Below are 22,191 nucleotides of genomic sequence, written 5' to 3' on the forward strand. Positions count from 1 at the left end.
ACCGTCATGTGTCCGCCGCTCCGCTAAACACGGGGGCTGCGCGGCGGACACGCCGACGTCAACGCAATGCCACGCCATTTTGCAGAACTTGACGCACACAACTCGGACAGCCCCGCCGCGATACCACCGACCAGGCGCAGGCCATAGATGTAGCGGTTCGACAGCACGAAGATGTTGGGATGAGAGGTGACGAGACGATAGGCGTGGCTGAAGCCCGGCCGGGCACGGAGCCTGATCACGAATTTATGGTCAGCGAAGCTCCGCCCCAAGATGAAGAAGAACGTGTCGCCACCGAAAGCGCCGAGCGCTGCCGCGAGGAAAGCCTGCCACAGGACGAAAACATGCTGATACGCGAAGAAACCGCCAAGGATGGCGGCGCTTTCGCCCTCGGCCACGCAGCCCAGGAAAACCGCGACCAACCCATATTGCTCAATGAGACGATGGATGGCTTCCGTCATGAAGACGTTCGCTGCTTCGACAGAATGCCGTCGATGCGCTTCACCTGCTCGGCCAGCCGGGCGATCTCGTCTCGCATGCCGATGATCTGGCTGTGGCGCAGTTCGTCGAGCTTTTCGTGTAACGCCATGATCTCGATCTCGGCCTTGAGGTTAACCTCATAGTCGTGGGCGGCGTCGATTCGATCGCGCTCGGTCTGGCGGTTCTGCGCCATCATGATCACTGGCGCCTGCAGGGCGGCAACCATGGAAAGCACGAGATTGAGGAAGATGAATGGATAGGGATCGAAGGCGGCGCTCGACAAGAGCCAGACATTGCCTGCCGTCCACAGGATCAGGAAGCCAATGAATGCCAGGATGAAGGACCACGAGCCGCCGATCCGGGCGATGGTGTCGGCCAGGCGATCTCCAAACGTCTGGTGAAAGGCGACGGCCTTGTTGGTGTCCTTGGAGATCGTGGTGCGCTCGAGCGTAGATTGCAGTACCCGGCTTTCGAGCGCGCTGAGGCCGTCCGGCTTTCGCTTCAGCCAGCGGCTTGCCAGGTCCTCGATCGTTTTGTTCATCGTCGCCTCCGTCGTCAGCGATGAGGTAGAAGCTGCCGGTTCATACGGGAAGTGGTAGATTGACGCGATGGGATCAGGAAACAATGGTGGATTTTCAGAAAATTCGCGCCCGTGCAGCAAAACGCAAAGGCGGTGAGGCAGCCCTTACGTCGCTGCTGGGTCCAATGCCTGACAATGCCGCGGTGGCAAAGATTGCGGATGACCGGATCCTGTCGACCATGGCTGAGCGGGTCTTTGCCGCCGGCTTCGTCTGGCGCGTCATCGAGCAGAAATGGCCGGGTTTCGAGGAAGCATTTCTTGGCTTCGAACCGAAGCGGCTGCTATTCCAGCCTGACGATTTCTGGCACGATCTCACGGCCGACAAGCGCATCGTGCGCAATCCGCAGAAGATCAAATCCGTACGCGACAACGCGGCCTTCGTCGAGCGTGTGTCGAAGGAGCACGGCGGCTTCGGCAAGTTCCTGGCCGATTGGCCGGCGGATGACCAGGTCGGGTTGATGACCTATCTGGGCAAGCACGGCAGCCGGCTCGGCGGCAATACCGGCCAGTATTTTCTGCGCTGGCTTGAGTGGGACGCTTTTGTTGTCTCGGCCGATATGGCGGCCGCACTGCGCGATGCCGGACTCGACATCGCGGAGAGCCCGACGTCGAAGAGGGATTTGGGCAGGATCCAAGCGCAGATCAACGCCTGGGCGGCGGAAACCGGGCTGCCGCGCCGACACATTTCCCGTATTCTGGCAATGTCGATCGGCGAGAACCATCCGCCGGAAGCCTTGCGCGAATATATGGGCGAATAGGATCGATTGTTTGGTCCAAACGAACGCCATTGCCCGACGAATTTTGCCGCGCTAAACCCACGGGCATGACGACAGACAGGACCGCTCCAGACATATTGCGCATCGCCGTCGCCCAGCTCAATCCGACGGTCGGCGACGTCGCCGGCAATCTCGCCAAGGCGCGCGAGGCGAGGGCGGATGCCGCCCGCCAAGGCGCCGACCTCGTGCTGTTCACCGAGCTTTTCCTTGCCGGCTATCCGCCTGAGGATCTGGTGCTGAAGCCGGCATTCCTGACGGCGTGCGAGCGGGCGGCGGAGGATTTCGCCGGCGATACCGCCGACGGCGGCCCGGGCTTCATCATCGGCACGCCGTTGAAGCGCAAGACCGGCACGCACAATTCGATCATCTTTGCTGATGGCGGCAAAATCCTTGCCGAACGCTACAAGCTCGATCTGCCGAATTATGGTGAGTTCGACGAGAAGCGCGTCTTCCAGGCCGGCCCCGAGATCCAGGGGCCGGTCAATTTCCGCGGCGTGCGCGTGGGAGTGCCTATCTGCGAAGACATCTGGGGCGAAGTTGCCGTCTGCGAGACGCTGGCCGAAAGCGGCGCCGAAATCCTGCTGGTGCCGAACGGCTCGCCCTACTATCGCGGCAAGGTCGATGTCCGCCACCAGATCGTCATCCGCCAGGTCATCGAATGCGGACTGCCGATCATCTATGCCAACCAGCTTGGCGGCCAGGACGAACTGGTCTTCGACGGCGCATCGTTTGCCATCGGTTCTGACAAGACGCTGGCCTTCCAGATGAGCCAGTTCGAGGAGACGGTCAACGTCACCACCTGGAAGCGAAAGAATGACATCTGGGTCTGCTCTGACGGACCGATGTCGAAAATCCCTGAAAAGGAGGAGGCCGACTATCGCGCCTGCATGTTGGGCTTGCGCGACTACGTCAACAAGAACGGCTTCAAGAATGTCGTGCTTGGCCTTTCCGGCGGCATCGATTCGGCGATCTGCGCGGCACTTGCCGTCGATGCGCTGGGCGAGGAACGGCTGCGCGCCGTGATGATGCCTTACCGCTACACTTCGAAGGACTCGCTCAAGGACGCCGAGGACTGCGCCCGCGCGCTCGGCTGCCGCTACGATATCGTGCCGATCTTCGAGCCGGTCGAGGGCTTCCTGCACACACTGACGCAGCTTTTCGAGGGCACCAAGGAAGGCATCACCGAGGAAAACCTGCAGAGCCGTGCCCGCGGCACCATCCTGATGGCGATTTCCAACAAGTTCGGCTCGATGGTGGTCACTACCGGCAACAAGAGCGAGATGTCGGTAGGCTATGCCACGCTTTATGGCGACATGAATGGCGGCTTCAATCCGATCAAGGATCTCTACAAGATGCAGGTCTATGCGCTGGCGCGCTGGCGCAACGCGCATGTGCCGCCGGGTGCGCTCGGTTCGTCCGGCGAGGTGATCCCGAATAATATCATCGACAAGGCGCCCTCGGCGGAACTGCGAGAGAACCAGACCGACCAGGATTCGCTGCCTCCCTATCCGGTGCTCGATGACATATTGGAGTGCCTGGTCGAGAACGAGATGGGCGTCGACGAGATCGTTGCGCGCGGCCATGACCGGGCGACGGTGACGCGCGTCGAGCACCTGCTTTACGTCGCCGAATACAAGCGCCGGCAGGCGGCGCCCGGCGTGAAGATCACCAGGAAGAATTTTGGCCGCGACCGCCGCTATCCCATTACCAACCGGTTCAGGGATGGCGGGTAGGCGATTGGCTGCATAACGGTTTAGCCATGGCCAACTTTGAGATCAGCTTTGACATGTCGCAGATCGACTTCCGGGCGACGTCCGACATTTTGAAGCAGAGCTATTGGGGCAGCGGCCGCAGCGATGAACTGCACCGCCGCGCCTTTGCCAACTCACTGTGCGTCGGCGCCTATGTCGGCGGCAATCAGGTCGGCTTTGGTCGGGCGATCACCGACCGTACGGTATTTGCCTATCTCGCCGACATCATTGTCTGGCCCGGGTATCGCGGGCAAGGCATCGGAACCCGGCTTGTCCAGGCGCTTATCGATCATCCGGATTGCAAGACTGTCACGCATTGGAGCCTGTCGACCAACGACGCCCATGCGGTTTACGAGAAGCTCGGCTTCAGACCTTCCACCGACGGCCGCTATATGCGCCTCGACCGTATCACGGCAACCTGAACAGAGGCAGCGCACAACCCGCGATTGTTGCAAAATCGTCTCACTGCTTGGACCAGATGCGCTTTGGGTTATCTACTGACTTGGCGCGGCGTTGAGGCGTCTCTATAAACGCCTTTCCGCGATCCCCTTGGGGAGGACCGAAATGCCAGGATTTGACATCGTTATGCGAGGCCGCGAAGCCTAGGTCTCAATCGGCAAGCCAGAAGGTTTCTTACCTTTGCGGCGAAGCCGAGCTGAGAACAGGCGTTCGTCGACGCCGGTCGCCGCCCGTATTCGGGCGAGCCGCCAATTCCTTGGGTGTTAATTCGCCCGACGCGGTTTTTTCAATTTTCGACCTTTTCCGGAATCGGGCTCGTTTGCGCCCGAATGACATCATGGCTCGTTTTCGAATAGATTTGCGCGCGGGCGCCTTTCGCAGCGTTCTTGGCTTCACGTTCAGTCATTGGCGGCGTCAGCCGTGGCGGCTTGCCGGCATTATGGGCACATTCCTGCTGTCGACCTTGGCAGACGTGCTGACGCCGCTCTATTCCGGCCGGCTGGTGGATGCCGTCGCCAGCAGTGCTGCGGCCGACGATGTTGCGTGGAACGCGGCGATGGCGGCCTTTTCGATGCTGGTTGCCCTGGCGCTCACCGGTGTCGTGCTACGCAATCTCGCCTTCATGGCCATTGTCGAGCTGACCTTGAAGATGATGGCGGATATCGCCGCCGACGCCTTCCACCGCGTCCAGCGCTTCTCCACCGACTGGCACGCCAACAGCTTCGCCGGATCGACGGTGCGCAAGATAACGCGCGGCATGTGGGCGCTCGACCTGCTCAACGACGCGATCCTGATCGCGCTGCTGCCATCGGTCGTCATGCTCGTCGGCTCGACGCTGCTGCTTGGCTGGTTCTGGCCGCTGATGGGTGCTGTCGTCGCCACCGGTTCGGTTCTGTTCATCGCGGTGACGACGATGCTGTCGCTTGGCTATGTCGCGCCTGCGGCAAGGCTTGCAAATGCGTGGGATACACGGCTTGGCGGCTCGCTGGCCGATGCGGTGAGCTGCAACGCCGTGGTCAAGGGTTTTGGCGCCGAGGAACGCGAGGAGACGCGGCTTGCCGAGGTCGTCGCCAAATGGCGCGGTCGCACGCGCCGCACCTGGATGCGCGGCACCGTCAACGGCACCACGCAAGGGACGATGCTGCTGCTTTTGAGGGCAGCGGTCATCGGCTTCTCCCTGCTTTTGTGGTCGTGGGGGCAGGCGAGCGCCGGCGATGTCGCCTTCGTGCTGACCTCATTCTTCGTGCTGCAAGGCTATCTGCGCGACATCGGCACGCATATCCGCAATCTGCAGCGCTCGATCAACGACATGGAGGAACTGGTCGACTTCCAGTCCGTACCGCTCGGCATCGAGGATCGGCCCGGAGCCAAACCGATCCGGATCACCGATGGCCGTATCACCTTCGACAATGTAACGTTCCATTATGGCAGCCACCGCCTGCCGCTCTATCGCGACTTTTCAGTGGATATCGCGCCGGGCGAACGGGTTGGGTTGGTTGGCCATTCGGGCTCCGGCAAGACGACATTCGTCAAGCTGATCCAGCGCCTCTACGACGTGACTGCGGGCAATATCCTGATCGACGGCCAGGATATTGCCAAGGTGGCGCAGGCGTCGCTGCGCGCACAGATCGCAATCGTCCAGCAGGAGCCGATCCTGTTTCACCGGTCGCTGGCCGAAAACATCGCCTATGCCCGGCCGGCCGCCACGCAGGCCGAGATCGAGCACGCGGCGCGGTTGGCCAGCGCGCATGACTTCATCGCCAATTTGCCGAAAGGCTATGGCACGCTGGTCGGCGAGCGCGGCGTAAAGCTGTCGGGCGGCGAGCGTCAGCGTGTTGCAATCGCACGCGCCTTCCTTGCCGATGCGCGCATTCTCATCCTGGATGAGGCAACGTCGAGCCTCGATTCGGAATCGGAGGTGCTGATCCAGCAGGCGATGGAGCGCTTGATGGTCGGCCGCACGACGCTGGTAATTGCCCACCGGCTGTCGACGGTGCGGGCGCTGGACAGGCTTTTGGTGTTCGATCGCGGCCGCATCGTCGAAGAGGGCTCGCATGACCAGCTGATCCGGCTGCAAGGCGGCATCTACCGCCGGCTGTTCGAACGCCAGGCGCTTGAACTGACCAAAGGCCTGGTGATCTGACGGTTACGGCGCCGCCCGGGTTTGTTAGCGGGCGGCGCTGCAGTCTTTTCTTCGCCTTTGTCATGTTCTATGTCTGCCGCCGAGCGCGGGGGCGCGTCTTGTCAACAGCAAAACCATCCGGTACGCCCCGCTCATGACAGTTACCGTCCGTTTCGCCCCGTCACCGACCGGCCGCATCCATATCGGCAATGCGCGCACCGCTTTGTTCAATTGGCTGTTCGCCATCAAGAACAAAGGCCGCTTCATCCAGCGCTTCGACGACACCGACGTTGCCCGTTCGACGCAGGAGTTTTCCGACGCTATCCTGTATGACCTGCATTGGCTGGGCATCTTCCCCGACGCCACGGAGTACCAGTCGCGGCGCGTGGAAATCTACGATTCCGCACTGGAGAGGCTGAAGGAGGCGCGCCTCGTCTATGCTTGCTATGAGACGCCCGAAGAGCTCGACCTGAGGCGCAAGGTGCGCCGCACGCGTGGCCTGCCGCCAGTCTATGGCCGCGAGGCGTTGACGCTGACAGCTGAGCAGGTGGCGGAATATGAGGCCGATGGGCGGCGGCCGCACTGGCGCTTTCTGCTGCCCAACTTCACCGGTGATCCGCTGCAGCCGGAGCGCACCGAAATCCACTGGAACGACCTGGTGCGCGGCGAAGAAACCGTCGACCTCGCCTCGCTTTCAGACCCGGTTCTGCGGCGTGAGGACGGCACCTACCTCTATACATTGCCTTCGGTTGTCGACGACATCGACATGGGCGTCAGCCATGTCATTCGCGGCGACGACCACGTCACCAATACCGGCGTTCAGATAGCCGTGTTCCGAGCACTTGGCGCGGAGCCGCCGGCGTTCGGCCACCACAATCTCCTGACAACGGCATCAGGCGAGGGACTTTCGAAGCGCACCGGCGCTCTGTCCATCCAGAGCCTGCGTGAGAGCGGCATCGAGCCGATGGCGGTGGCTTCGCTGGCGGTGCTCGTCGGTACCTCGGAAAACGTCATAGCGGTGCCGGCGATGGCCGAGCTAGCCGAGCGCTTCGATCCGGCTGCAACATCGAAATCCGCCGCCAAATTCGACCCGGACGAGCTCTTCGTGCTCAACCGCACGCTGCTGCACCACATGCCGTTTTCAGAGGCGCGCGACCGGCTGATCGTGCTCGGCATCTCCGGCGAACAGGCCGAGCCTTTCTGGCTGGCGGTGCGCGGCAATCTCGACAGGCTGGCCGATGCGGCGATCTGGTGGCGTACGCTTCGAGACGGTCCAGAGGAGCCGGCGGAGTTTTCCGACGAGGACCGCGACTTTCTTCGCCAGGCATTCGAGCTGCTGCCGGAAGAGCCTTGGAACGGCACCGTCTGGAAGGACTGGACCGGCAAGATCCGAGCGGCGAGCGGCCGCAAGGGCAAGGCCCTGTTCATGCCGCTCAGGCTGGCGCTTACGGGACAGTCTTCAGGTCCGGAGCTTGCAGATCTGTTGCCGCTGCTGGGTCGGGAAGGAACGTTGGCCCGACGACCCTGACCTTGCGCTGCTCCGGCGGCGGCAGCGATGTCGGCGAGGGCACAGGTTTGGCGGCAAGCCGTCTGATCGCCTCACGGTTGAGGCCGCCTTGCGAATTGGCCAAGGTCTCCGGATCGGCGCCCGGATCAGGCCTGGCAACCGGCAGCGGAATGAACGGGGTGGTCTCCACGCTCGCCTCGGATTGTGCCGGGGTTGGCGGGTTGCCGGCGATGATCTGGAAATTCTGCACGGCATTGCAGCCGCAGGTCGGCGGCCGGGGCGTGTCGGACTGCTTGTAGAGGTAGGCCGTCGATAACTCGATATAAGGCCTGCCGGTCACTGAAGACGTCATCGACGCCGAATCGTCGTTCATGCCGCGCGTGTAGAAAACCTGCATCTCGGTGCCGGGGCAGCTCGATTCGCAATTCTTCTGGTCGCGCTCGAAATCGCCCAGCGAGGCAGCATTCGACATCGGGAAGAAATAGCCGTCGCAGGTCCGCACGCACATGGTGCGGAATTCGCCTCGCGGCTGGCCCAACTCGTCGGCGTTGTTGAGGATGCTGCGGATGTTGCGCGGCGGATTTAGCTCTTCAGCCTGGTCGGGCTCTTCGGGCTGGTCGGGCGCCCCAGGTTCACTGCCCAGAAGCTGGTCGAGCAGGCTTCGGTTGCCGTTTTCACGGCTGGCTTCGCGGACCGGTGTGGGCGTCGACGCCGCATCATCGCGGCAGCCATTGGCGTCAAGCGAGGCCAATATGCGCGCGCGATCGCGTCGCGAACCACCGCCGGCAAGCTCAGTGCGCTTGGCCTGCAAGGCGTCGAGATTGGCAGCCATGCGATCGATGGTGGCGTCGAGTGCCGCGCATGCGTTGGCGTTGCGGCGAGACAGTGAGAAGCCGCAGCCGGCGCTGCTGGACTGGCTGACGGCTTTTGAAATCTGCTGGCGCTGCCGGACGATCGCGTCGTCATATTTCCTGAGCAGGGCCGGCTTGCCGCCGCCACCACGAGAAGCGGCGGCAAGATCGGCTTCAAGCTGGCGGCAGAGGCGCGAAGCGGCCTGCGACTGAGTGACGGCAATGCCGCACAGTAGCAGGACGCCGAGCAGCGCGGCTGCCCGCGTCAGCTTGCAATGTGCGCCCGTCATCCCTCCGGACCTCCACCTGCCTGTCATTCAGAACTACCGCGCTCGCGGTTAACCGTTCGTTTAGCATACCGCCAATTCCGGCTTCGGCTCAAATCGGCGATGGCTTGCGCCTGTGCGCGATCACGACGAGGGCTGTCATGCCGACCACCCCCCCCCGGCTTTTTCGGACAGAGCCAGAACCGCGACATCCTGGCGTTGCACGAAAAAGGCGTATTCGCCGAGAAGAATGCCTGGATTCAGTAATGCCCGGAGGCTTGGGATGACCTCGATTACCCGTCGAGCCGCGGTGCAATTTGGTCTTTTATGCCTGGCGATGCCGGTCGCCATGGCGCAGGAAAAGCTTGTCACGCCGGATTGGGGCACCAGATTGGTCGAAGCCGCTCGTGAGCAGATCGGCGTCACCACGCTCTACGATCCGACCTATACACGCCTAGCCTATCCGGGCGGGGACGTTGAGCCAGAGCGGGGTGTGTGCACGGATGTCGTGATCCGTGCCTATCGCCGCGCCTTCGATCTCGACCTGCAAGAATTGGTGCATGAGGATATGCGGGCCAATTTTGCCGCCTATCCGAAGGCTTGGGGCCTGAAGGCGCCCGACCGCAATATCGACCACCGCCGTGTGCCCAATCTTGCGGTCTATTTCGAGCGGCGCGGTGCTGCCTTGCCTGTCAGCCAAGACCCCGCCGATTATCGGCCTGGGGATCTCGTCGCCCAGATGCTGCCCGGCAATCTGTCGCATATTGCCATCGTGTCGTCCAATCACTCCACTGTGGTGCCGACAAGAAGGCTGGTTATTCACAACATCGGCGGCGGCGCCAGAGAAGAGGACACTTTGTTTGCCTTCAGGCAGACAGGGCATTTCCGGTTCAAGCCAGTCTGAGAAGGCCCATCGCTAGCCCAGATCGACGATGGCTTGCGCCTTATGCGCGGCTTCGACCACTGCCAGTGCCGTCATGTTGACGACGCCGCGCGAGGTGACCGACGGTGTCAATATGTGCGCCGGGCTGTCGGTGCCGAGCAGGATCGGGCCGACATGCAGCGCGTCCATCATCGTGCGCAGCGCGGTCAGCGTGATGTTCGCCGAATCGAGATTGGGAAACACCAGCAGATTGGCTTCGCCCTTCAGCCGCGAATGCGGATAGACGCGTTGGCGCAGCTGCTCCGATAGTGCCGAGTCGGCATGCATCTCGCCGTCGCATTGCAGGTCGGGCGCGATGCGCGCCAGGATCGCCGCCGCCTGCCGCATCTTCATGGCGCTTGGCGAATCGCGGGAGCCGAAATCAGAATGCGACAGCAGCGCTGCCTTGGGCTCAATGCCGAAACGCTGAATTTCCTCGGCCGCCAAAACGGTCATTTCCGCAATTTCTTCGGCGGTCGGATCGACGGAGACATGGGTGTCGGTGAGGAAAATGATGCCGCGCTGCGAGATCAGCATGGACAGCGTCGACAGGTCGCGATCCCTAATGCCGGAGCGCGGCCCGATGATCAGCGTTACGTTGCGCAAATGGCGCTCGAAACGGCCTTCGAGCCCGCAGACCATGGCGTCGGCGTCGCCGCGCTTCAGGGCAAGGGCCGCGATCACCGTATTGTCGGTGCGCACCATGGTGCGCGCGGCTTCCGTCGTCACCCCACGCCGGCCGGCAAGCTCGATCAAAAGGTCGACATAGTGGCGGTAACGCGGATCGTCTTCCGGGTTGATCAAGCCGAAATCGACGCCCGGCTTGATGCGCAGCCCGTAGCGCTTCAGCCGCACCTCGATGACATGCGGGCGGCCGATCAGGATCGGTTCGGCAATGCCTTCCTCGAGCACGACCTGGGCGGCGCGAAGCACGCGCTCGTCCTCGCCGTCGGCATAGATGACGCGTTTGGCGCTCGACGTCTTGGCCATCGAGAACACCGGCTTCATGACCAGGCCGGAGCGGAAGACGAAGCGGTTCAGCTTGTCGATATAAGCGGCGAAATCGGTGATCGGCCGGGTCGCGACGCCGGTCTCGCAAGCTGCCTTGGCGACAGCAGGGGCAATGCGCAGGATCAGCCGCGGATCGAAAGGCGAGGGGATCAGGAACTCCGGACCAAAGATCGGCGTCTCGCCGGAATAGGCACGCGCGGCAACGTCGGACGGCTCTTCGCGGGCGAGCGCTGCAATCGCTCGCACAGCAGCCATCTTCATCTCTTCGTTGATGGCGCTTGCGCCGCAATCCAGCGCGCCACGGAAGATGTAAGGAAAACAGAGTACGTTATTGACTTGATTGGGGAAATCGGAGCGGCCGGTGCAGATCATCGCGTCGGGCCGCGCCGCCCGTGCTGCTTCCGGCATGATTTCGGGATTGGGATTGGCTAGCGCCAGGATCAGCGGCTTTGGCGCCATGTGGTGGAGCAATTCCGGCTTCAGCACGCCGGCAGCAGACAGGCCGAGAAACACGTCGGCGCCGGGCAGAACGTCGGCCAGCGTACGCGCCTCGGTGTCCTTCACATAAGGGTCTTTCCAGCGGTCCATCTCCTCGACGCGGCCCTTATGGGCGACGCCGAACCGGTCCGTGACCCAGATGTTTTCGACCCGCGCGCCGAGCGAGACCAGCAGGTTGAGGCAGGCAAGCGCCGCAGCACCAGCGCCCGACGTGACGATCTTGATGTCCGAGATGGACTTGCCGGCGAATTCCAGCCCGTTGAGCACGGCGGCGGCGACGATGATGGCGGTGCCGTGCTGGTCGTCATGGAAGACTGGTATGCCCATGCGGGCTTTCAACTGCTCCTCGACTTCGAAGCATTCGGGCGCCTTGATGTCTTCCAGGTTGATGCCGCCGAAGGTTGGTTCCAGCGCCGAGATCGTTTCGACCATGCGCTCGATGCCCGGTGCGTCGATCTCGATGTCGAAGACATCGATGCCGGCGAACTTCTTGAACAGCACCGCCTTGCCTTCCATCACCGGCTTGGAGGCGAGCGGACCGATGTTCCCGAGGCCCAGCACCGCCGAACCGTTGGTGACAACTCCGACCAGATTGGCGCGGGCTGTATAGTCGGCGGCGGTTGCCGGGTCGTCGCGGATTTCAAGGCAGGGGGCGGCGACGCCCGGCGAATAGGCAAGCGCCAGGTCGCGCTGATTGCCCAGCGGCTTCGTCGCCTGGATTTCAAGCTTTCCGGGACGGGGGTGCTTATGGAAATAGAGCGCCGCTTCGTCGAGGTCGGATCGGGCCGCCTTCTTGCTTTCGCCTGTCATGACGGCCGCCTCCTCAGTTCAGTCCGTTTGGTGTTTTGAGTCTCTTAGCATGCAGCCGAGGCTTTTCGAGAGGTGATATGTCGCAAGCGCGAGCTTGCGGCTTGCACCCCCGCCCTCCTGTGCGGTCTGCCATTGAGATGTTGGGGCGATAGGCGGGGTGCTGCGGCGAGGTACGCCGCCCAGTTCGAATGTCTGGTGGCGCTCGTCGCTCACAGAGGCCTTGCGGCGAAACAAGTCGACATTGCAGTTCTCCAAAATCCGTGAGATTCTTCGAAAAGTCGCACGAAATAGCGTGCGAACAACAAAGCGCCCCGACGTTTTCGGCGGACATCCAAACGCATCACAGATCGTGCCCCTGATTGTCGGTCGGACTGCTTAACCTGCCAAGGGAGGACGACAATGACTGTACGGCCAGACCCGACTTTCCACGCGACTGCCAAGCTCGCAATGCAGGCGCCAGTCGAAAATTTTGCCTACACTTTGATGTTGAGTCCCGACTTCTCTCAGCCAGATGGACTAGCCATAGTTGACGTAAACCCGAAGTCGAAGGACTACGGCCAGGTCGTCCATAGCGTGATAATGCCGAACAAGGGCGACGAGTTTCACCATTTCGGCTGGAACGCGTGCTCTTCGGCCCTTTCGCCGCTGAATGGTCACCCGTTTCTCGAGCGCCGCTTTCTGATCATTCCCGGTATTCGATCTTCGCGCATTTACGTCATCGACACCAAGGGCGGACCGACCAAGGCCAAGATACACAAGGTCATCGAGCCAGAAGAAGTGTTTGCCAAGACGGGCTATTCCAGGCCTCATACGATTCACTGCGGTCCGGAAGGTATTTATGTCTCGACGCTTGGGGGCGGTGGCCCTGACGGCACCGACGGACCTCCCGGCATCTTTGTCATGGATTGCCAGACGTTCGACGTCATCGGGCGCTACGAGATCGATCGCGGGCCGCAGGACAAGCAGTATGATTTCTGGTGGAACCTGCCACGCGACTACATGGTGTCGAGCGAGTGGGCCCTTCCGCCCCAGTTCGAGCAGGGCATCGTGCCTGAAGACCTCCTGTCGAACAAATACGGACACCGGGTGCATTTCTGGAATTTGCGCGAACGCAGGAACGTGCAGACCATCGATCTGGGCGCCAACCACCAGATGGCGCTGGAAGTCCGCCCCGCCCATGACCCGGTCAAGGAATACGGTTTCCTTGGAGTGGTCGTCGACACGACAAACCTCGAGGGATCGATCTGGACCTGGTGGCGCGAGGGCGGCAAATTCCATTGCGAAAAGACGGCGACCATCCCGCCCGAGGCAGCCGCCAAGGATGACCTGCCGCCGTTGCTTCAGGGCTTCGAGGCGGTGCCGCCGCTAGTAACCGACATCGACCTGTCGCTCGATGACCGATTCCTCTACGTATCCTGCTGGGGCACCGGCGAGATGCGCCAATACGATGTGACCGATCCGATGAAGCCTAAGCTTGCAGGGTCCATCCATATTGGCGGCATCACGCGCAAGGCCAAGCATCCCGGCGGCGGCGACTACAGGGGCGGACCGCAAATGGTCGAGATCAGCCGCGACGGCAAACGCGTTTACTGGACCAACTCCCTGTATTCGACTTGGGACGATCAGTTCTATCGCGATGGTATTCCGGCAGCCATGGTCAAGGCCAATGTCGGCGAGAACGGTGGAATCACCCTGGACAAGGACTTTTATGTCGAGTTCCCCGAGGGGTATCGCTCGCACCAGATTCGTCTGGAAGGTGGCGATTGCTCGACGGATTCGTTCTGCTATCCGTCGGTGTAACCGACTGCCCGGGTCAATGAAGCGATGAGCGAGTGGACGACGGCCGGTCTCTGGCTGGCCGTCGTCGCCAGCGGCATTTATCACGGCATCAATCCTGGCATGGGCTGGCCGTTGGCCGTTTCGGCCGGCCTTTTGGACAGACGTGCCGGCGAATTGTTTCGGGCGCTCGGCCTTTTGGCAATAGGCCACTTTGTGGCGATGATCGGTATCCTGCTGCCCTTCGGCGCGATGCTGACGCTCATCGTCTGGGAACGACAGATTCGCATCGCGGCGGGGTTGATTGTGATCGCAGCCGGGATCTATCTCCTGATCAACCGGCGCCACCCGCGTGTTCTTGCCCGTATCCCGCCGGCGCAATTGGCCTTGTGGTCTTTCGCGGCCGCCACCGCGCATGGCGCCGGGCTGATGCTGGTGCCGATTTATCTCGGCTTGTGCCAGGCAGGCGATCTCGATGTTGGACACCAGGCGGCTACCACGCTCATGGCCGGTAATCTGATCACCGCCACCACCGTCTCCGTGGTCCATACGGCCGCGATGATTGTAAGCGGCGGTGTTATCGCCATTGCCGTCTATCGATGGCTCGGACCCAAGTTCATCTCACAAAGCTGGTTCAATCTCGACACTGTGTGGGCCCTGAGCCTGATCCTGGTGGGCGGAATTGGGATCGCGAGTATCGGATTCGCTCGCTAGCTTGCATGCATTGGCAAAGGAATTCTCCCTTCTGCGAATGTCAGGAAGGTCAGATCGCATCATGCGGCGCTCGCACCCAACAACCGCAAAGGGTCGTTCTTCCGCCGTCCAGAGGGTAACCAAGCGTTTGGATTCTACCACTAGAACGCGCTGACGTAGAGGCCGCCGTCGACCGGTACGTTCTGCCCGGTCAGGTAGCCGGCATGGACCGAGCACAGGAAGGCGCAGATCTGGCCGAATTCCTCCGGCGTGCCGAGCCGTTTGGCCGGAACATTGGCTGCTGCTTGCGCCTTGCGCGCGGCAGCTGCCGCCGGATCCTCGACACAGCCGGGTTCATGCGGGCCGCGCAGCCGGTCGGTGTCGAGTTTTCCCGGCAGCATGTTGTTGATCGTCACATTGCGGTCGATCACCGTCCGCGCGACGCCGGCGAGGAACGAGGTGAGGCCGGCGCGGGCGCCGGACGACAGGTCGAGGCCGGGGATAGGCACATAGACGGACAGCGAGGTGATGTTGACGATGCGGCCGAAGCCGCGCGCCGCCATGCCGTCGATCACGGCCTGAACCAGTTCGACAGGGGTTACCATGTTCTGGGTGACGCCCTCGAGGATCTTTTCGCGGTCGAGCGCGCGGAAATCGCGAAACGGCGGACCGCCATTGTTGTTGACGAGGATGTCGGGATCGGGGCAGGCGGCAAGCAGCGCCTGCTGGACATCGGGTTTGGATACGTCGCCGACGATCTCGGTCACCTTGACGCCGAATTTCTCCCGCAGTTCAGCGGCGGTTTTGGCCAGCACGTCGGCGCTGCGGCCATTGACGACCAGATCGCAGCCTGCCTCCGCCAGTGCCATGGCGCAGCCGCGTCCCAAGCCTTTGCTCGAAGCGCAGACGATGGCCTTCTTGCCGCGAATGCCGAGATCCATGGTGATTTTCTCCTCTGATTGCCGTGGCAACCTATCCGGATGGCTGGACCAATCGCAACCGTCATACGGTTGTTGCATGAATCGGGGCATAGCCTCACGCGAAAGCAACGGTGACAAATGATGTCCGGCGCAGAGCCCCGCACTTTCCGCAGCATGTTCATCTCCGACGTCCATCTCGGATCGAAAGCGGCGAAGGCCGAGTTCCTGATCGATTTCCTGCGCCATCACGATGCCGATATCATCTATCTCGTCGGCGACATCGTCGACGGCTGGCGCTTGAGACGAAGCTGGCATTGGCCGCAGAGCCACAATGACGTCGTCCAGAAATTGCTGCGCAAGGCGCGCAAGGGCGCCAGCATCACCTATATCGCCGGCAATCACGACGAGTTCGCGCGCCAGTTCCAGGGCGTGCATTTCGGCGGCATTGTCGTCGCCGACCGCGCCATCCACGAGACCGCCGATGGCAAACGCCTTCTTGTCATTCATGGCGACCAGTTCGACACCGTCGTCCACAATGCGCGCTGGCTCGCCTATCTCGGCGACTACGCCTATGACGCGGCGATGCTGGTCAACCGCATCATCACGCGCCTGCGCCAGGTGCTCGGCCTGCCTTACTGGTCGTTCTCGTCCTGGGCCAAGGTCAAGGTCAAGAAGGCGGTGAATTTCATCGGCTCGTTCCAGACCGTGCTGACCGAGGAGGCGCGCCGCTCGCACGTCGACGGCGTGATCTGCGGGCATATCCACCATGCCGCGATCGAAAGCTACGAGGACGTGCAGTACATCAACACCGGCGACTGGGTGGAGAGCTGCACGGCGGTGGTCGAGCATTTTGACGGCCGGATGGAGATCCTGCACTGGGCGCATGTCCTGCCGGAGACTCCGGTCGGCGGCGAGGTGCTCGTGCCGATCGACATCAAGGGCAGGGCAGTCCAGGCGGCTTGACCAAAACCCGGCCGCCCTCGCTTCAATCGGTTAGTCCAGCGGTTTCATCGACTTTTTCGCCGTGTTATGCAGCGGCAGGTGTGGTGGGCCGACCCGGCTGAATGCCGTGCCGACGGATCGCCTGTCAATGTCCTCGCTGCCGCCGCTTTCGCCCGAACAGCTCGTCAAGCCACGCCATTTCGAACTGCGCATGAGCTTGATCTTCTTCACGCTCTTCGTGCCGCTCGGAACGCATGTGCCGTATTTTCCCCTGTGGCTGCAGGCCAAGGGGTTCCACGCCGAGCAGATAGCCGTGATCCTCGCCGCGCCGATGTTCCTGCGTGTGGCAACGACGCCTTTTCTTACCGCGCTGGCAGACAAAGCGAGCGATCGCGCCAATGTCTATGTTGCGCTGGTCGCCGCATCGCTGATCCTGTCCGCCGGCTACCTCCTGCCGCCGACCTACGCAATGGTACTTGCCGTATCCCTGGCGCTGACGGTCGTTTGGACGCCGCATTCGCCGATTGCCGATTCGCTCGCCCTTTCTGGTGTTCGCCGCTTCGGCTCGAACTACGCCGGCATGCGCAAATGGGGCTCGATCTCCTATCTCTGTGCCAATCTCGCCGGCGGTTTCATCTTGTCGGCGAGCGGTGCTCAGGCTGTCCCGGTGATCATCTTCGTGTCGTTATGCGCCGCGCTAGCCGCCGGGCTGATTGCGCCGCGCCTCGGCCGCCCGCGCCGCGCCTCGCCGCTTTCGGCTGCCGACATCCAGCAATCGGCATCAAAACTCCTCAACCCGTATTTTCTTTATTTTTCGACCGGGGTCGGCGTCATCACCGCCAGCCACGCGTTTCTCTACGGCTTCGTGTCGATCTACTGGAAGTCGATCGGCATCAGCGATTCGGTTGTTGGGCTGCTCTGGGGGTGGGGCGTCGTCGCCGAGATATGCATGTTCGTCGTCTTCACTCGGGCTTTCGCCTCCTTCTCGATCGTGTCGATCATGCTGATTGCCGGGACAGGCGCTATCGTGCGCTGGATCGCCTTCCCTTTGATCTGGCCGCTTGGACTTGGCGTTGGCGGGTTTTTCGCGATCCAGACGCTGCACGCGGTTTCGGTGGCGCTGGTGCTGATCGGCCTGCAAAAGATGATCGGTGAGACGGTCGTGGAAGAACGCACCGGGGCGGCGCAAGGCATCGCCTATTTTTCCAACGGCTTCTTCATGGCGGTGGCGACGCTCATTTCCGGTCCTCTTTACGACCGCTTCGGCGCGAACGGCTTCTTTGCCATGATCCCGATCGCCCTGACGGGCCTGGCGCTGATCGGACTTGCGGCGCGTTCAGCCCCACAGCGCCGGCTCGGGCGGTGACACCAGCGACCCTTGATAGACGAGACCGGGAATGCGGTCGCGGGCTAGCAGCAACGGACCGTCGAGATCGACGAAATCGGCATCCTGCGCCAACAGAACGGCCGGCGCCATCGCAAGCGATGTGCCGACCATGCAGCCGACCATAACGCCAAGACCCAGTTCGCGGGCGCGGTCGCGAAGCACGAGTGCTGCGGTCAGGCCGCCGGATTTGTCGAGCTTGATGTTGATGGCGTCGTAGAGGCCGACAAGCGCTCCAATATCCTTCGCCTCGTGCACGCTTTCGTCGGCGCAGATCGGCACCGGATGCGCGATGTGGCGAAGAATACCGTCATGTCCCGCCGGCAGCGGCTGTTCGATCAAGGCGATACCTTGCTCAGCGGCAAAGGCGAGGTTTTCCACGACGTTGTCGTTCGTCCAGCCTTCGTTGGCATCAAGAATGATACGGCTGTCGGGTGCCGCCGCCGTCACTGCGCGGATGCGGGCGATGTCGTTGTCGCCGCCGATCTTGACCTTGAGCAGCGGGCGCTGGGCGTTGGCGCGGGCCTGCGCCGCCATCGCTTCCGGCTCGGCGAGCGACAATGTGTACGCCGTCTCAAGCGGTCGTAACGGAACGGTTCGTATCGTATGCGCCACCGGTGTTCCGCTGATCTTCGCTTCCAGGTCCCAGAGCGCGCAGTCGATGGCGTTGCGTGCCGCGCCGGCAGGCATGGCACCGAGCAGGGCGATGCGGCTGATGCCGTGCGCGATCTCACTGCGCATCGCCTCTATCGCGCCACGCACACCCTCAACGGTCTCGCCATAGCGCTTGTAAGGAACGCATTCGCCGCGCCCTGTACGGCCGTTTTCGGTGATGGCGCAGGAAATCACCTCCGCTTCGGTCTTCGAGCCGCGCGAAATGGTAAAGGTCCCGGCTATCGGAAAGCGCTCGGCCTCGACCGAAATGACACGCGCCATATTTTTCTGCTCCGGCTGTGTACAAGGAGGATGTCGGCAAATCGACAGCTCGGCCCCGTCAGGCTAAACAGGACGCCATGTTGACCATCCGCAAACGCGACGCAAGCGGCCCTGCCAAGGAGCCCGACCACCAGCCGCGCATCGCGATCGGCGAGGAGGGCGGCGTTCTCGGCTGCGCTTTCTCGGGAAGCTGGACGACACGCACCGTGGCGCTGGTCGATGCCGAGATGCGCAAGATCGAGAAGCGCAGCGGCTTCAAGACGCTGGCGCTCGATCTGTCGCAGATCGAGAAGATGGACACTGCCGGCGCCTGGCTGCTCGATCGCCTGGTCAGCAGCTTCGAAAAGAAGGGCGTCGAGATCAAGATGCAGGGGCAAAGCGAGATTGCCTCGATCCTGCTTGGCGCCGTCGGCGATGCGGTTCGACGCGAGCCCGGATCCGGTCCGGCAAAGCCGCCCAACTTCATCATTCGGGGGCTCGAGGCGGTAGGCCGTCGCGTCTATGAGATGCGCGACGATTTCCTGGCCGCAATGAACATCCTCGGCGCCACGATACGCGGCTCTCAGATGAAGCTTGGCCGTGGCCATGCCGTCAATATGGCGGCGATCTTCAACCAGATCGATCGCATGGGCGTCGGCGCCATACCGGTGGTGGTGCTGATGTCGGCCATCGTCGGTGCGATCGTTGCCCAGCAAGGCGCCTATCAGCTCAGTTATTTCGGCGCCGACATCTTCGTCGTCGACCTGGTCGGCGTGCTGATCCTGCGCGAGCTCGGCGTTTTGATGACGGCGATCATGATCGCCGGCCGCTCCGGTAGCGCGATTACCGCCGAGATCGGCTCGATGAAGATGCGCGAGGAGGTCGATGCGCTGAAGGTGATCGGTCTTAATCCGATCGGCGTGCTGGTGTTTCCGCGGTTGGTCGCGCTGGTCGTCGCGCTGCCTTGCCTGACGATCATCGCCAACTTTGCAGCACTGGGCGGCGGCATTTTGGCTGCATGGCTCTACTCTGATATTGCACCGGCAGCGTTCATCGACCGGCTGCGTGTCGCAATCGACCTCAGCACCATCTTTGCGGGCCTGATCAAGGCGCCGTTCATGGCCATGATCATCGGCATAATCGCCTCGGTCGAGGGCATGAAGGTTGGCGGCAGCGCCGAATCGCTCGGCCAGCATGTGACCGCCTCAGTGGTGAAGTCGATCTTCGTGGTCATTATCCTCGACGGGCTTTTCGCCATGTTCTATGCAGCGATCGAGTTCTGAGATGGAGCTGCCGGGCACAAACACGACCAAGGTGGCGACGAAGGCCAAAGAAGACGAGATCGTGCTGTCAGCACACGACATCACCGTATCGTTCGCCGACCAGGTCGTTCTCGACAAATTGTCGCTCGATATCTGGCGCGGGGAGATTCTCGGCTTTGTTGGTGCCTCCGGTGCGGGCAAATCTGTTCTCTTGCGCACCATCCTTGGCTTGACGCGCAAGCAATCGGGAACAATCAAACTGTTCGGCGTCGACGTCGAGAAGGCAACCGAAAGGGAGCGCCTTCGCATCGACATGCGGCTTGGCGTGCTGTTCCAGCATGGCGCTCTTTTTTCGGCGCTGACGGTCCTCGAAAACGTCCAGGTGCCGATGCGTGAATATCTCGATTTGCCGAAGAAGCTGATGGACGAACTTGCCATGCTTAAGGTGGAGTTGGTCGGACTGCCGCCGGAGGCGGCGCAGAAATTCCCCTCCGAGCTCTCCGGCGGCATGATCAAGCGTGCCGCCTTGGCGCGCGCCCTGGCGCTCGATCCGGACATCGTTTTCCTCGACGAGCCGACGTCCGGCCTCGATCCAATTAGTGCGGCTGAATTCGACGAATTGGTCGTCAAGCTGCGCGATACGATGGATTTGACCGTGTATATGGTCACGCATGATCTCGACACGCTGTTTACCGCGTGCGACCGCGTGGCGGTGCTTGGCAACAAGAAAGTGCTGGTCGAGGGCACGATCGACGACATGCTCAGGAGCGAGGAACCCTGGGTAAAATCCTATTTCCGCGGAAAACGCGCCCGGCAACTTGATCTTGCGGCGCGCGCATAGCCATAAGTGAGCAATGGAAACCAGGGCCAACTACGTCATTGTCGGCATTTTCACGCTGGCCGCGATCCTCGCGGCTTTCGCTTTCGTCTATTGGACGGCGGCTATCGGCGAAAGGGGCGAGACGGCGGTGCTGCGCGTGCGCATTCCAGGCTCCGCTTCGGGGCTCGGCCGTGGCAGTTTCGTGCTGTTCAATGGCGTCAAAGTCGGCGACGTGCGCCGTGTCTATATCGACGTCGACAATCCGACTGCTGCTATCGCCGACACCGAAATAGACCGGAATACGCCTATCACCAAGTCGACGCAGGCCGATATCGGGCTTGCCGGCCTCACCGGCCAGGCCAACATCGAGCTCAAGGGCGCCGACCCCAAGGAGCCAAAACTCCTCGACGAGGCGGAAAAGGAAGGCCGCGTCGCCGAGATCGTTGCCAACCCGTCGGCGGTCACCAACCTGTTGCAGACGGCGCAGAACATCTTCACCCGGGCCGACAAGGTCCTTTCGGAGCTCGAAGGCTTCACCAAGGATGTGCGCGGGCCGCTGACGCAGACCGTCAACAATGTCCAGACCTTCTCCGATGCACTGGCCAGGAATGCGGACGGCGTCGACAAGTTCCTGGCCAGCGTCAGCTCGCTGGCGGATGAACTGAAGGGTGTTTCGGGCAAGCTCGACGGCACGCTGAAGGCGGCGGAAGGGCTACTCAATGCCGTCGATAAGGACCAGATCAAGAGCATCGTCGCCAACGTCGACACGGTCACCGCCAATCTCAAGGAAACCAGCAAGCAGTTCGACACGGTTATCAAGAACGTCGACACGGCGGTCGGCTCGATCAACGACTTCGCCCAGAAGACGCAAGGCACGCTGGCCAAGGTCGACGGCGTTCTCGACGGCATCGATCCGGCTGAGGTGCGCACCGCGCTGGCCAATATCCAGAAGGCCAGCGAAAACGCCAACGAGGCTGCCGCCGACATCGCCAAGGTGACCAACAAGTTCGCCAACCGAGCCGATGACATCGATGAAACCATCAAAGACGCGCACCAGCTCGCAGGACGCCTCAACGATGCCTCGGTGCGAGTCGACGGTATCCTTGCCAAGGTCGACAAACTGCTCGGCTCCGGCCAGGCCGACGGCGTCATGGCCGACGCCAGAGCGACGCTGAAATCGTTCAAGCAGGTCGCCGACACGCTGAACGCCCGTCTCGGTACCATTACCGACAATCTGGCGCGGTTCTCGGGACAAGGGCTGCAAAACGTCGAAGCGCTGGTCCAGGACAGCCGCCGTTCGATCAATCGCATCGAAGAGGCGGTAACCGATCTCAGCCGCAACCCACAAAGGATCTTGTCCGGCGGCGAGGGCGAGGTCCGGCAGTTCGACGGCAGGGTGCGCCGTTGACTTCGATCCCCGACCACCGCAAGAACATAGCTGGCAGATGC

At 62.0% G+C, this 22,191-nt stretch carries 18 protein-coding genes and 1 pseudogene; 13 read left to right on the plus strand and 6 right to left on the minus strand.

The annotated features are described in order from the left end of the window. Nucleotides 1–92: 92 nt before the first annotated feature. Together NKJ84_RS19655 and NKJ84_RS19660 are read right to left on the minus strand one after the other, a co-directional pair. Nucleotides 93–458, minus strand: a pseudogene (locus NKJ84_RS19655) (DedA family protein); the annotation flags it as partial. Continuing rightward, nucleotides 455–1,018, minus strand: coding sequence for a DUF1003 domain-containing protein (locus tag NKJ84_RS19660; protein ID WP_352479010.1), 564 nt, complete (start codon nucleotides 1,016–1,018; stop codon nucleotides 455–457). The gene NKJ84_RS19660 and the pseudogene NKJ84_RS19655, both read right to left, overlap by 4 nt. Before the next feature lie 83 nt (nucleotides 1,019–1,101). Here NKJ84_RS19660 and NKJ84_RS19665 point away from each other — a divergent pair, with 83 nt between their 5' ends. The 5 genes from NKJ84_RS19665 to gltX all read left to right on the plus strand — a co-directional run bounded on the left by NKJ84_RS19665 (nucleotide 1,102) and on the right by gltX (nucleotide 7,693). Continuing rightward, nucleotides 1,102–1,815, plus strand: a complete 714-nt coding sequence (locus NKJ84_RS19665; RefSeq protein WP_352507839.1) for a DNA-3-methyladenine glycosylase I — start codon at nucleotides 1,102–1,104, stop codon at nucleotides 1,813–1,815. A 65-nt stretch (nucleotides 1,816–1,880) separates the two neighbouring features. Next, nucleotides 1,881–3,566, plus strand: coding sequence for an NAD+ synthase (locus NKJ84_RS19670; protein ID WP_352507840.1), 1,686 nt, complete (start codon nucleotides 1,881–1,883; stop codon nucleotides 3,564–3,566). Between the two features lie 26 nt (nucleotides 3,567–3,592). Next, a complete protein-coding gene (locus NKJ84_RS19675; RefSeq protein ID WP_352507841.1) occupies nucleotides 3,593–4,006 on the plus strand; it encodes a GNAT family N-acetyltransferase in 414 nt (137 codons plus the stop codon). Between the two features lie 374 nt (nucleotides 4,007–4,380). Then, a complete protein-coding gene (locus NKJ84_RS19680) occupies nucleotides 4,381–6,186 on the plus strand; it encodes an ABC transporter ATP-binding protein (RefSeq protein ID WP_352507842.1) in 1,806 nt (601 codons plus the stop codon). A gap of 133 nt (nucleotides 6,187–6,319) precedes the next feature. Beyond that, nucleotides 6,320–7,693, plus strand: coding sequence for a glutamate--tRNA ligase (gene gltX, locus NKJ84_RS19685; RefSeq protein WP_352507843.1), 1,374 nt, complete (start codon nucleotides 6,320–6,322; stop codon nucleotides 7,691–7,693). On the opposite strand, the gene NKJ84_RS19690 is transcribed toward gltX, so the two are convergent. Next, nucleotides 7,611–8,813 carry a DUF2865 domain-containing protein gene (locus tag NKJ84_RS19690; protein ID WP_352507844.1) on the minus strand — a complete coding sequence of 401 codons (1,203 nt, stop codon included), beginning with the start codon at nucleotides 8,811–8,813 and terminating at the stop codon, nucleotides 7,611–7,613. The two genes, gltX and NKJ84_RS19690, sit on opposite strands and share 83 nt — an antisense overlap. 259 nt (nucleotides 8,814–9,072) lie before the next feature. On the opposite strand from NKJ84_RS19690, the gene NKJ84_RS19695 reads away from it, so the two are divergent. Next, nucleotides 9,073–9,693, plus strand: coding sequence for a DUF1287 domain-containing protein (locus tag NKJ84_RS19695; protein ID WP_352507845.1), 621 nt, complete (start codon nucleotides 9,073–9,075; stop codon nucleotides 9,691–9,693). Between the two features lie 12 nt (nucleotides 9,694–9,705). Here the strand turns inward: NKJ84_RS19695 and NKJ84_RS19700 are convergent, their stop codons facing one another. After that, nucleotides 9,706–12,030, minus strand: a complete 2,325-nt coding sequence (locus tag NKJ84_RS19700) for an NADP-dependent malic enzyme (protein WP_352507846.1) — start codon at nucleotides 12,028–12,030, stop codon at nucleotides 9,706–9,708. A 399-nt stretch (nucleotides 12,031–12,429) separates the two neighbouring features. On the opposite strand from NKJ84_RS19700, the gene NKJ84_RS19705 reads away from it, so the two are divergent. After that, on the plus strand, nucleotides 12,430–13,830 hold the full coding sequence (locus NKJ84_RS19705; RefSeq protein ID WP_352507847.1) for a selenium-binding protein SBP56-related protein: 1,401 nt from the start codon (nucleotides 12,430–12,432) through the stop codon (nucleotides 13,828–13,830). Nucleotides 13,831–13,854: 24 nt separating this feature from the next. Further along, entirely contained in the window at nucleotides 13,855–14,520 is a 666-nt protein-coding gene (locus tag NKJ84_RS19710; RefSeq protein ID WP_254820173.1) for a hypothetical protein, read from the plus strand. Between the two features lie 140 nt (nucleotides 14,521–14,660). On the opposite strand, the gene NKJ84_RS19715 is transcribed toward NKJ84_RS19710, so the two are convergent. Continuing rightward, a complete protein-coding gene (locus NKJ84_RS19715) occupies nucleotides 14,661–15,440 on the minus strand; it encodes an SDR family oxidoreductase (protein WP_352507848.1) in 780 nt (259 codons plus the stop codon). Between the two features lie 120 nt (nucleotides 15,441–15,560). Between NKJ84_RS19715 and NKJ84_RS19720 the strand changes: the two genes are divergently transcribed. Together NKJ84_RS19720 and NKJ84_RS19725 are read left to right on the plus strand one after the other, a co-directional pair. Next, entirely contained in the window at nucleotides 15,561–16,382 is an 822-nt protein-coding gene (locus NKJ84_RS19720; RefSeq protein WP_352507849.1) for a UDP-2,3-diacylglucosamine diphosphatase, read from the plus strand. Nucleotides 16,383–16,509: 127 nt separating this feature from the next. Further along, on the plus strand, nucleotides 16,510–17,727 hold the full coding sequence (locus NKJ84_RS19725; protein WP_352507850.1) for an MFS transporter: 1,218 nt from the start codon (nucleotides 16,510–16,512) through the stop codon (nucleotides 17,725–17,727). Here the strand turns inward: NKJ84_RS19725 and dgcA are convergent. Next, on the minus strand, nucleotides 17,698–18,681 hold the full coding sequence (dgcA, locus tag NKJ84_RS19730; protein ID WP_352507851.1) for an N-acetyl-D-Glu racemase DgcA: 984 nt from the start codon (nucleotides 18,679–18,681) through the stop codon (nucleotides 17,698–17,700). The two genes, NKJ84_RS19725 and dgcA, sit on opposite strands and share 30 nt — an antisense overlap. A 77-nt stretch (nucleotides 18,682–18,758) precedes the next feature. On the opposite strand from dgcA, the gene NKJ84_RS19735 reads away from it, so the two are divergent. The 3 genes from NKJ84_RS19735 to NKJ84_RS19745 are packed head-to-tail and all read left to right on the plus strand — an operon-like array spanning nucleotide 18,759 to nucleotide 22,150. After that, complete coding sequence (locus tag NKJ84_RS19735; RefSeq protein WP_352507852.1) at nucleotides 18,759–19,943, plus strand: ABC transporter permease; 1,185 nt, start codon at nucleotides 18,759–18,761, stop codon at nucleotides 19,941–19,943. 1 nt (nucleotide 19,944) lies between these two features. Beyond that, a complete protein-coding gene (locus NKJ84_RS19740; RefSeq protein ID WP_352507853.1) occupies nucleotides 19,945–20,763 on the plus strand; it encodes an ABC transporter ATP-binding protein in 819 nt (272 codons plus the stop codon). 13 nt (nucleotides 20,764–20,776) lie between these two features. Continuing rightward, nucleotides 20,777–22,150 carry an MlaD family protein gene (locus NKJ84_RS19745; protein WP_254820180.1) on the plus strand — a complete coding sequence of 458 codons (1,374 nt, stop codon included), beginning with the start codon at nucleotides 20,777–20,779 and terminating at the stop codon, nucleotides 22,148–22,150. The last annotated feature ends 41 nt before the right edge of the window (nucleotides 22,151–22,191 follow it).

The organism is Mesorhizobium sp. M0048 (genome assembly GCF_040323405.1).
GTDB lineage: Bacteria > Pseudomonadota > Alphaproteobacteria > Rhizobiales > Rhizobiaceae > Mesorhizobium.